The organism is Streptomyces xiaopingdaonensis (assembly GCF_000262345.1).
Classification (GTDB): Bacteria; Actinomycetota; Actinomycetes; order Streptomycetales; family Streptomycetaceae; genus Streptomyces; species Streptomyces xiaopingdaonensis.
Map to the genome: position 1 here is coordinate 1 of NZ_AJTQ01000100.1, position 9,294 is coordinate 9,294.

Consider the following 9,294-nt stretch of genomic DNA (forward strand, 5'->3'; position numbering starts at 1 on the left):
GGGGCGCCGGTCGCGCTCTTGCTTCCCCGGAGTTGGCGCCCCCGTCCCCGCTGCGGCGGGCTCCTCACCGCTGCCGGAGGGCCCGCCGCCGGGTCCTTCAGGAGCCGCCGCGTGCCTCCCCGCCCGGTAGGTACACGACCGTCGGGGCGCCGGTGGAGGGGTGCCGCCCCACCTCGGCGCGCACCCCGTAGACCTCGGCGAGAAGCTCCTCGGTGAGCACCTCGGACGGGGGGCCCTCGGCGACCATGCGACCGCCGTCGAGCACGTACAGCCGGTCGCAGAAGTAGGCGGCGAGGTTGAGGTCGTGGAGGGCGAGGAGGCACGTGGTGGCGAGGCCGGCGAGGAGGGTGAGGAGGTCGAGCTGGTGCCGGACGTCGAGGTGGTTGGTCGGCTCGTCGAGGACGAGGAGCGCCGGCTGCTGCGCCAACGCGCGGGCGAGGAGCGTCCGTTGCTTCTCGCCGCCGGAGAGTGCGTCGAAGGGGAGGGACGCCAGGTGGTCGGCGCCGGTGCGCTCCAGCGCCGCCTCGACGAGGGCCGAGTCGCCGGCGTCGTCCGGCTCCCAGAACCGCTTGTGGGGCGAGCGTCCCATGGCGGCCACCTCGCGCGCCGTCAGCCCGAACGAGGCGCCGTTCTCCTGCGGCACGGCGGCGATACGGCGGGCCCGGGGCTTCGCGCCGAGCGACGTGGTGTCGGCGCCGTCGAGGAGGACGCGCCCGCCGTCGGGACGCAGCGCGCCGTAGACGCAGCGGAGGAGCGTCGTCTTGCCGCTCCCGTTGGTCCCGACGAGGCCGACGGTTTCGCCGGGGTGCGCCACGAGCGTGGCACCGTCGAGGAGTTGGCGGTCGCCGACGGAGTAGCGGAGCGTCTCCACGTGGAGCGCGGCGGGCGAAGTGCCGCCGTCGAAGAGGCCGTTCACGTCAGGCCCCCTTCGCTCCTGCGGCCGCGTCTGAGCAGCCACAGGAAGAACGGGCCGCCGGTGAGCGCCGTCAGCACGCCCACGGGTATCTCCTCGGGTGCCGCGACGAGCCGGGAGCCGAGGTCGGCGAGGACGAGGAAGGCGGCGCCGCCGAGCGCGGAGACGGGGAGGAGGAGCCGGTGCGAGGCGCCGACGAGCATCCGCGCCGCGTGCGGCACCATGAGCCCGACGAAGCCGATCGCGCCGCTCACCGTGACGAGTACCGCGGTGACGAGCGAGGCGAGGACGAAGACGGCGGCCCGGAACCTGGCGGTGTCGAGGCCGAGCGCGGCCGCGCCCTCCTCTCCCGCGAGCAGCAGGTCGAGCGGGCGCGCCAGCGCGAGGAGCAGCACCAGCCCGACGCCCGACACCAGTGCCGGAAGCCACAGTTGCGACCAGCGGGCGCCGCCGAGCCCGCCGAGCGTCCAGAAGAGGATCGCGCGGAGGTGCTCGTTCTGCGGGGAGAGGACGAGGAGGAGGCTGGTGCAGGCGGAGAGGACGTACTGGATCGCCACGCCCGACAGCACGAGCCGCCCCGTCGTCATCGCGCTGCCGCGGCCCGCCATCGCGTAGACGGCGACGAGCGCGAGGAGCGACCCGAGGAAGGCACCGCCCGCCATCGGGACGGCGGTGACGCCGAGGACGAGCACGAGGACGGCCCCGGTCGAGGCGCCGGAGGAGATGCCGAGCAGGAACGGGTCGGCGAGCGGGTTGCGCACCAGCGCCTGCAACACGGCGCCGACGAGGGCGAGTCCGGCCCCGACGACGCACGCGAGGAGCGCCCGCGGGAGGCGGATGTCCGTGACGATGGTGGCGAGGGGCCCGGGCCGGGACGTGCCGCCGAGGGCGCCGAGGACGTCGGGGAGCGGTACGCGGGTGGCGCCGAGCGCGAGGTTGGCGAGGAACCCGGCGGCGAGCACCGCGGCGAGGACGGCGAGCACGAGCGCCGGTCGGTAACTGCTTCTGTGCGCCGTCCTGTTGGGGGCGGCGGGGCTCATCGGCCGGCCTTGTCACCGGATGTGGGGAAGCGCTCCGGGTGGAGCTGCCGCGCGAGGTCCTCGACGGCCTGCGGCATCCGCACACCGAGCACGGCGGAGGAGAGCGGCAGGACGGCGAACTCCCGGTCGCGGACGGCCGGTACGTCTTGCAGCGCGGAGTCGTCGAGCAGCCGCTTGCGCTTCTCGGCGAGTGGCGTGCCCGCGTAGTCGTAGAGGAGCACCGTCTCGGGCCGCCGCTCGACGACCTTCTCCCAGGAGACGTCGGCGAACGGCTTGCGGACGTCGGCGAAGACGTTGCGGCCGCCGGCCCGCTCGATGAGCTCCACGCCGATGCCGCCACCGCCTGCGGTGAAGGCGGAGCCCTCCCCGCTGTCGTAGACGAAGACGTCGGTGCGGTCGACTCCGTCGAGGCGTTCCGCGACGGCGTCGAGCTGCTCGCGCTGCCGCTCGATGAGCCGCTCCGCGCGCCTGGGCACTCCGAACACGCGAGCGGTCTCGCGGAGTTCGCGCTCCAGCTCGTCGGGGCCGACGCGGCCCTTGGTGCAACTCTCCACGTTCAGCCGGGTGTTGATGCCGCTCTCGGCGAGCGTCGAGCGGTCGCGGCCCTCGTTCTTGTCGAAGGCCGACTCGTAGCCCCCGTAGACGAAGTCCGGGTCGGCCCCCAACAGCGCTTCCCGAGAGGGGTACTGCTTCGCCAGTACGTCGATCTTGCGGTACTCCTCGGCGTACTCCGGCAGGATCTCGTCGTCGAGGAACGCGGTGCCGACCATGCGGTCGCCGAGCCCCAGCGCTAGCAGCACTTCGGTGGCGTGCTGGTTCATCGCGACGGCGCGCTGCGGGGGCTCCTCGTAGGTCGTGCGCACACCGCAGTTGGTGACGGTGTAGGGGAAGCCGGCCGGCGTGGCGCCCTTCCCGCCATTGCTCCCCGCGTCGGCGCCGCACGCCGAGAGCAGGAGCAGACAGCCGAACAGGGCGCCGAGCGGGCGCAGTTGCGAGGCAGGGCGCGGCCGTGCCATGTCTTCCTCCTCAAGGGGATGTCCGCGTCCCCTGGTTGTGAGGCGGGCGACAGGGCAGTGTCTGACTCACGGCCGACCAGGACGCAAAGCGCCCGTCAGCCGCTCACAGTGGCGGGACCGCGCCGGATTCACACCGGCTTCCTCGTCCTCTGCCGCCTCGATCGAGTGGTTGGGGGGAGTCTGTCATACGGGGGTGGGGTGGGGTTCGTGCAGGTGGGGCGAGATGTAAGCACTTCGGGTCCGACGGGACGACCGGGAAGGAAGTGATCGAGGAGCGTGACGGGTACCTTTTCGAGCACGGTCCCCCACGCAAGGACGGCGGCGATGACTCTCCGGAGCGACGGCCACGACGCGATCGGTCAGCGGGTGAAGCGCGCAAGGCTGCGCCTCGGCACCACTCAGCGAGAGCTCGCCACCCTCGTCGGTAAGAGCCAGGGATGGGTGTCCCAGGTCGAGAAGGGACACCGTCTGCTCGACCGGACAACGGACATCAACACACTCGCGCCGGCGCTGCATTGCCATCCGAACGATCTGATCGGGCGGCCGTACGCGGGCGTACCCGCAGAGAACCGTTGGCAGGTGTCCGCCGCGCAGGTCGTCCGCGAACTGCGCCGGTACGATCTCGCTCCGCACTTCGACGGAGCCCCGCGGAGCGCCGAAGAGCTGTGGCGTGACACGGGGCGGCTCCATCGGTTGCGCGACGCCGCGGCGAGCAACTCCGTCCTCGACGCACTCCCCGAACTGCTCCGCGAGGCACGGGCGTTGGGGGAAGCGGCCCAGAGCCGCGAACGGGAGGAGGCGTATGCGATCTACGCCGTGTGCTGCAAGTTCGCACACACGGCGGCGCATGCGCTGGGCCATCCCGAGTTGATCGCGATGGCGAGTGACCGCGCCGCGTGGGCCGCCGGTCGCTCCGACGACCCGCTGATGCCGACGGTTTCCGCCTGGATGCGCGTCTGGGACATGTGGGCCACAGCGGATTGGGACGACGCCGTGGCGCTGTCCGACCAAGCGATGCGCAGCGTTGAGCAGCCGTATGTGCAGGGCGATCCGCTGGCCTTGCGCGTGATGGGTGCCCTGCACCTTCGGGCGGCGATCTCTGCCGCCCGCGGTGGTCGCCCTGACGAAGCGCGGCAACGCCTCGCCGCCGCCGACGAAGCCGCTCTTCGCATGGACGCCCATTACGGCCCCGTCTTCGACCGGCACTCCGTGACCTTTTCCGCCGCGAACGTAAAGGCACAGCAGGTCGGCGTGGAGGTGGAAATGGGTGACCATGCACGCGCTCTCGACCTGGCGCGCAAGGCAGCAGATACTCCGATGATGACCATCCTGCCGAAGTCGCGCAGGGGCACTACCGACTCGATGTGTCCCGGGCGTTGCTGTGGTCCGGCCGACGGGACAAGGCGCTGGCCGAGTTGGAGGCCGCGGAGAAGACGGCACCGCAGCTCATCCGCAACCACCCCATCGCGAGGGCGCACCTTGCCCGCATCATCGATGCCGAAAGGGCCGGGACGAAGGAGCGTCTGCGACGTATGGCAGACCGTTTCCAACTGAATTGATGCAGTCTGCCTGCGGAAACGTCGCCGGTATTACACGGGCTAATGTTGCCCGTCCGTGCGTCACTACTGTCCAGAGTCGTGACAGAACTACAAGTAACCGGCTGCTCGGCGAGCTGGCCGAAACTCGGGGATATGGCCTACGACCAACGCCGCCGGCGGAGTGGTGTCGTCGTCCATCTGCCCGACGGCAACGCGCCCTTCTACCTTCTACGCCCCACTGGCGGTGGAGACGACTGGGCGGTCCGCCGCCGTGCAGACCTCAGCAAAACGGACCGTTTCCGTTTTCGTGAGTACACCATCACCCCGGACGCCGAGCCGGACGCCGAGCCGCATTCGTACGCGATGGAGTGCGCGGTGTGCTCCGAAGTCGGCCCCTTCAGCGGAAAGGCCGCCGAGGCGCACGCCTGGGTCCCGGCCCATCTCCGTGTGCATCCGGAGCACTTGACGTACCGGGAACACGTCACGCGGCCGTACCGCGCGATCCCCGGAGCATGGTTGTGAGCCGGGCAACGGAACCGTGGGCGGGCCTCGCCCCCACCACGCCCGGCGGCGCCGTCTTCCTGCCGTTCGCCGCCGACACCACCCGGCTCGGAGGCTGACGTGGTCGAGAAGCAGCAGCCGCCACCGGCCCCGAACCCCAAAGAGCCGCCGTGCCAGCACCGCACCCTGACCCCCGACGGGAAGTGGTGCGCCGACTGCAAGCGCCAGATCTACCTCTAGGAGCCCCCGTGTTGCGCATGGGCTGGTACGAACTCCCCGACGGCCTCGGCCCGTTCGACCTGCGGCGCGGTGATCGCGTGTTGCACGGCGGACGGTGGGCCACCGTCGTGGACCTCTACGCCCCCGGCAGCAGCGGACGGGGCCGGGTCCTCCACCTCGACGACGGCCGCCTCCAGCTCCTCCGGCCTTCCGAACGCCTGCCGGTGTCCCGCCGCACTGGCCGCTGCTGAGCCCCGCCCGGGCCATCCGGGCGACGGCGGCTCCCGCACGCGCTGCTCCGGTGAGGACGGAGAGCTGGTGGCGGGGCGGCGGGCGGCGGAGCACCACTGCAACTTCCGTCGAAAGGAACCAATGTGACGAACCTCGATGCACCAGTGAAACCAGTACCGACCTGCTGTGGCTCGACTTGACCCGAAAGTGCCAACTGGCCTGCACGCACTGCTACAACGCCTCGGGAACCGAGGACACCCACGGAACCATGACGCGCATGGACTGGCTCCGCGTCCTCGATCAGGCAGCCGACGCAGGGGTCCGCCGCACTCACGCCCTCACCCTTCGCAACATCGTCAAGGCGCTGGAGTACAAAGTCCCGTTGCGCGTAGGCATCGTTCGCGTCTTGGAGGGACAGCGCATCGCCCAAGCGTGGCGACAGTTGGAGGCACTGGGCGTGACGCGCATCAGCCTCGACCACGCACGGCCGTTCGGCCGGGCCGCCGATGGACAGCAGCCGAACTGCTCGGAACTGTGCGGTCGGCAGTCGAACTTCGCGAGGGCTGTGATCCGGACGACCGAGGCGGCTCTTGCGACCCGGGATGCGAACCGAACAATTCGTGCGACCCCGGGTATCCCGAGTCTTCTTGCCCGCCCCGGAACTGAGATCGAGAACCATGCAAACAACGATCGACCCCGCGCTCCGTGACTTTCTGCGTCAGTATCTCGGCGATGTCGAGGTGCGGCTCGCGGAGCGGGGGTTCTCCTCGGACTTCGCCGGTATCGCCGAGGGCACCGAGGGCCGGGCCTTCGTCAAGGCGATGCGCAATCGCGAAGGCGGTCGGCTCGCGTCCCTGCGTCGCGAGGAAGGGATCGCCCCCTACCTGAGAGGTATCGCGCCGGATCTCCTCTGGAGTGCCGAATCGGAGGATTGGCTGGTCCTGGGGTTCGAGGTGGTGGACGGCAGGACGGCCAGCTTCGCTCCAGGCTCCGCGGACCTGCCCGAGGTCGTTGCGGCGCTCGATTCCGTCAGTCGGCTTCCGCTTCCCACGGTGGCACAGGACTGGTACGAGACGCGGTGGAGCCGGTTCACCCATGACGAGGAAGCGGCTGCGCTCCTGCGGGGCGACAGTCTGCTTCACACCGACGTGAACCCGAGCAACTTCCTTGTCGCCAACGCGCGGACGTGGATGGTCGACTGGGCATGGCCGACGAGAGGCGCCGGACTGATCGCTCCCGCATGTCTGGTCGTCCAGCTCGTCTCCGCAGGGCACAGTGCGGCCGCGGCGGAGGCGTGGGCCGAGGGCTGCGCCGCTTGGCGGGATGCTGACCCGCACGCTGTGGACGCGTTCGCCGCAGCCACGGCCCGAATGCACCGCTTTCTCGCTGAGCGGCGCGGCGAAGCCTGGCTCTGTGCCATGGCTGCCGCCGCAGAAAGCTGGGCCGCACATCGAGGAGCGGCCTAGCTGCCCGCCATCAAGGCCCGGACACGAGCCCGCTCACGCCGACGAAGGAGAGCTGCCGGTTCCCCGTCGCTGCCGAGCCCCCAAAGGCACGGGCCTCTTCGCCCACTGCCGCCGACGGCCACGGACGGAAAGGCGCGACCCGTGCTCGCCCTTACACCGACACCAACCCCCGCAGATCCACCTCGACCGGAAAGGGCGCCTCCACATCCAGCTTCTCCCGGTGCACGGCGTCCGGGGAAGGCGCAGGACCGGGGGTGTCCGAAGCCGCGAACTCGTGCACGGCAGGCGCTCCGTACGCCTCCCGTTCGACGCGCCAGTACGCGCAGTCGGTACCGGCGAGGAGGCGGGGCTTGGTGAAGCGGTCGGCGACGCGGGAGCCGGGGGAGACCACCTCGACGACGAGGGCGACGTGGGTGGCCGGGACGAACTCGAGGGTGTCCAGGTCGAGTCCGGCGGTCGTGAAGACGATCACGTCGGGCTTGATGACGTTCCGGTCGTCGAGGTGGACGCAGCGTGCGACGCCTGCCGAGTACGGCGGCAGGGCGGCGGTGGCGAGGGCGACGTGGAGGCCGTCGCGCACCTGGTCGTGCCACTGGTCGGTCATCCGCCGGGGCAGGATGGCGCCGCCGGCCAGCTCCCAGTCGAAGGACGGCTCGAGCTGCCGTACCTGGTCGAGTGTCCATCCGCCCTGGGGTGGTTGCCATGCGTCCGCACGTCCTTCGGTACCCATGCGTCCCAGGGTGGGGGAGAGCGGTGCGGCAGGTGCGGACACCCGACTGCAAGGCACCCTTGCGAGTGCATTCGGGCCGCGGGGCGTTGACGGCCGGGGCGCGGGCGTCCCCGGCCGTCAACGCGTCATCCCGCCTTCGGAACCCGCCCGATCGCGCGCCCCGCCCACGCCGGGGGCTCCTCCGCGAGGGAGACGAGCCGCTCACGCACCTCCTCGGGGAAGTGCGAGGTACGCCCCGTCGACTGGTCGACGTGGAGCGCGAGCAGCTCCGTCGTCGCCACGGGGGCCGCGTCGTCCGGGGGCGGGGCGGCCTGCTCCAGGCCCGTGAACATCTCGTGGGTGAAGCGGACCTTCTTGGCGTCGGCGCCCAACACCCTTGTGCGGACGGTGAGTCGGGCGCCGTCTTCCACCTCGCTGAGATAGCGGATGTGCGACTCGACGGTGTAGAGCGAGCAGCCGCTGCGCTCGCGGTAGGTCGGGCCGAGGCCCGTCTCCGCCATCAGCGCGTCGGTCGCGTGCCCGAAGACGAGGACGTAGTACGCCTCGCTCAGGTGCCCGTTGTAGTCGATCCACTCGGGCCGTACCCGTTCTTCGAAGCAGGGCAGCGGCGCGGTCACGCGGCACCTCCGCGCCGGCCGGGGAGGCGTCCCGTGGCGCGGAGGACGTCGATGACGCCCTTGTCGCGCTCGGCGACGAGGTCCGCGATCGTCCGTCCGGCGGCGGCCTCGTCGCAGCCCTCCACCATCGCGTCGCGGAGCGCGGTGTCGAGCTCGGGCGCCTCGAGGCGGGTCCAGGGCGACTTCAGCGAGGGGCCGAAGTGGTCGAGCATGTGGGCCATTCCGCCCTCGCCGCCGGCGAGCGCGAAGGTGAGGCAGGGGCCCATGAACGCCCAGCGCAGGCCGGGGCCTTCGGTGATGGAGTCGTCGATCTCCTGCACCGTCGCCTCGCCGTTGGCGACCATGTGGAGCGCCTCGCGCCACAGGGCCTCCTGGAGTCTGTTGGCGATGAAGCCGGGCAGCTCCCTGTCCATGGTGATCACTGACTTGCCCGCGACCTCGTAGAACTTGCTCGCCCACGCCACCGCGTCGTCGGCGGTCTGCTCGCCGCCGACGACCTCGACCAGCGGGATGAGGTACGGCGGGTTGAACGGGTGTCCGACGAGGAGGCGCGACGGGTCCGCCGCCTCCGTCTGCATGTCCGTCATCGGGTAGCCGGAGGTGGAGGAGGCGATCACCGCGCCGGCCGGGGCCGCGGCGTCGAGCCGGGCGAGGAGGTCGCGCTTGAGCTCCAGCTTCTCGGGGGCGCTCTCCTGGACGAACTCCGCCTCCGCGACGGCCTCTTCGAGCGTCGGCACCACGGTGAGCCGCTCGGCGGAGGCGCCCTCCGCGAGGCCGAGCTGCTCCAGCGCGGGCCAGGCGGCGTCGACGAGCCGGCGGAGCTTCTCCTCCGCGTCGGGCGCCGGGTCCCAGGCGGTGACGGAGTAGCCGCGCGCGAGGAAGTGCGCGACCCAGCCGCCGCCGATGACGCCTGCGCCCACGCAGGAGACGCGGGTGACGTCCTCGGGCGGGCAGGAGGGGGTGAAGGGCATGAGGGTTCCCTAAGAATGGTTGGCGGTCCGGGGGGACCGGGTGTGGCTGATG

The 9,294-nt window shown here is 71.2% G+C and carries 9 protein-coding genes, 2 pseudogenes and 1 riboswitch; of the genes and pseudogenes, 5 read left to right on the forward strand and 6 right to left on the reverse strand.

The annotated features are described in order from the left end of the window. Nucleotides 1-97: 97 nt before the first annotated feature. From UWG_RS0107550 to UWG_RS0107560, 3 genes are read right to left on the reverse strand one after another with little or no spacing between them, the layout of a single operon-like run. Nucleotides 98-916, reverse strand: coding sequence for an ABC transporter ATP-binding protein (locus UWG_RS0107550; protein ID WP_016906596.1), 819 nt, complete (start codon nucleotides 914-916; stop codon nucleotides 98-100). Next, on the reverse strand, nucleotides 913-1,953 hold the full coding sequence (locus tag UWG_RS0107555) for a FecCD family ABC transporter permease (protein ID WP_029391253.1): 1,041 nt from the start codon (nucleotides 1,951-1,953) through the stop codon (nucleotides 913-915). Before UWG_RS0107555 ends, UWG_RS0107550 begins: the two co-directional genes overlap by 4 nt. Next, on the reverse strand, nucleotides 1,950-2,969 hold the full coding sequence (locus UWG_RS0107560) for an ABC transporter substrate-binding protein (RefSeq protein WP_016906598.1): 1,020 nt from the start codon (nucleotides 2,967-2,969) through the stop codon (nucleotides 1,950-1,952). Before UWG_RS0107560 ends, UWG_RS0107555 begins: the two co-directional genes overlap by 4 nt. A gap of 56 nt (nucleotides 2,970-3,025) precedes the next feature. Further along, nucleotides 3,026-3,112, reverse strand: a riboswitch (cobalamin riboswitch). A 181-nt stretch (nucleotides 3,113-3,293) separates the two neighbouring features. On the opposite strand from UWG_RS0107560, the pseudogene UWG_RS31405 reads away from it, so the two are divergent. The 5 genes and pseudogenes from UWG_RS31405 to UWG_RS0107590 all read left to right on the forward strand — a co-directional run bounded on the left by UWG_RS31405 (nucleotide 3,294) and on the right by UWG_RS0107590 (nucleotide 6,924). Continuing rightward, nucleotides 3,294-4,528, forward strand: a pseudogene (locus UWG_RS31405) (helix-turn-helix domain-containing protein). Between the two features lie 276 nt (nucleotides 4,529-4,804). Continuing rightward, a pseudogene (locus UWG_RS29660) lies at nucleotides 4,805-5,029 on the forward strand (DUF7848 domain-containing protein); the annotation flags it as partial. 227 nt (nucleotides 5,030-5,256) lie between these two features. Beyond that, nucleotides 5,257-5,478, forward strand: coding sequence for a hypothetical protein (locus UWG_RS0107585; protein WP_029391254.1), 222 nt, complete (start codon nucleotides 5,257-5,259; stop codon nucleotides 5,476-5,478). 257 nt (nucleotides 5,479-5,735) lie between these two features. Continuing rightward, the gene (locus UWG_RS32025) at nucleotides 5,736-6,167 is read left to right on the forward strand and encodes a hypothetical protein (protein WP_237720018.1); all 432 of its coding nucleotides are present in this window, start codon (nucleotides 5,736-5,738) and stop codon (nucleotides 6,165-6,167) included. Continuing rightward, nucleotides 6,106-6,924, forward strand: coding sequence for a phosphotransferase (locus UWG_RS0107590; protein ID WP_237720019.1), 819 nt, complete (start codon nucleotides 6,106-6,108; stop codon nucleotides 6,922-6,924). Before UWG_RS32025 ends, UWG_RS0107590 begins: the two co-directional genes overlap by 62 nt. 151 nt (nucleotides 6,925-7,075) lie before the next feature. Here the strand turns inward: UWG_RS0107590 and UWG_RS0107595 are convergent, their stop codons facing one another. From UWG_RS0107595 to UWG_RS0107605, 3 genes are all read right to left on the reverse strand, one after another. Next, nucleotides 7,076-7,654, reverse strand: coding sequence for a Uma2 family endonuclease (locus tag UWG_RS0107595; RefSeq protein ID WP_237720020.1), 579 nt, complete (start codon nucleotides 7,652-7,654; stop codon nucleotides 7,076-7,078). Nucleotides 7,655-7,779: 125 nt separating this feature from the next. After that, nucleotides 7,780-8,271 carry a thioesterase family protein gene (locus UWG_RS0107600; RefSeq protein ID WP_016906605.1) on the reverse strand — a complete coding sequence of 164 codons (492 nt, stop codon included), beginning with the start codon at nucleotides 8,269-8,271 and terminating at the stop codon, nucleotides 7,780-7,782. Continuing rightward, nucleotides 8,268-9,242 carry a 3-hydroxyacyl-CoA dehydrogenase NAD-binding domain-containing protein gene (locus UWG_RS0107605; protein ID WP_016906606.1) on the reverse strand — a complete coding sequence of 325 codons (975 nt, stop codon included), beginning with the start codon at nucleotides 9,240-9,242 and terminating at the stop codon, nucleotides 8,268-8,270. Before UWG_RS0107605 ends, UWG_RS0107600 begins: the two co-directional genes overlap by 4 nt. Nucleotides 9,243-9,294: the final 52 nt, after the last annotated feature.

Coding starts and splice junctions, on each gene's coding strand:
- UWG_RS32025 (WP_237720018.1), top strand. CDS start 5,736: ATGGACTGGCTCCGCGTCCTCGATCAGGCAGCCGACGCAGGGGTCCGC.
- UWG_RS0107555 (WP_029391253.1), bottom strand. CDS start 1,953: ATGAGCCCCGCCGCCCCCAACAGGACGGCGCACAGAAGCAGTTACCGA.
- UWG_RS0107595 (WP_237720020.1), bottom strand. CDS start 7,654: ATGGGTACCGAAGGACGTGCGGACGCATGGCAACCACCCCAGGGCGGA.
- UWG_RS0107605 (WP_016906606.1), bottom strand. CDS start 9,242: ATGCCCTTCACCCCCTCCTGCCCGCCCGAGGACGTCACCCGCGTCTCC.
- UWG_RS0107560 (WP_016906598.1), bottom strand. CDS start 2,969: ATGGCACGGCCGCGCCCTGCCTCGCAACTGCGCCCGCTCGGCGCCCTG.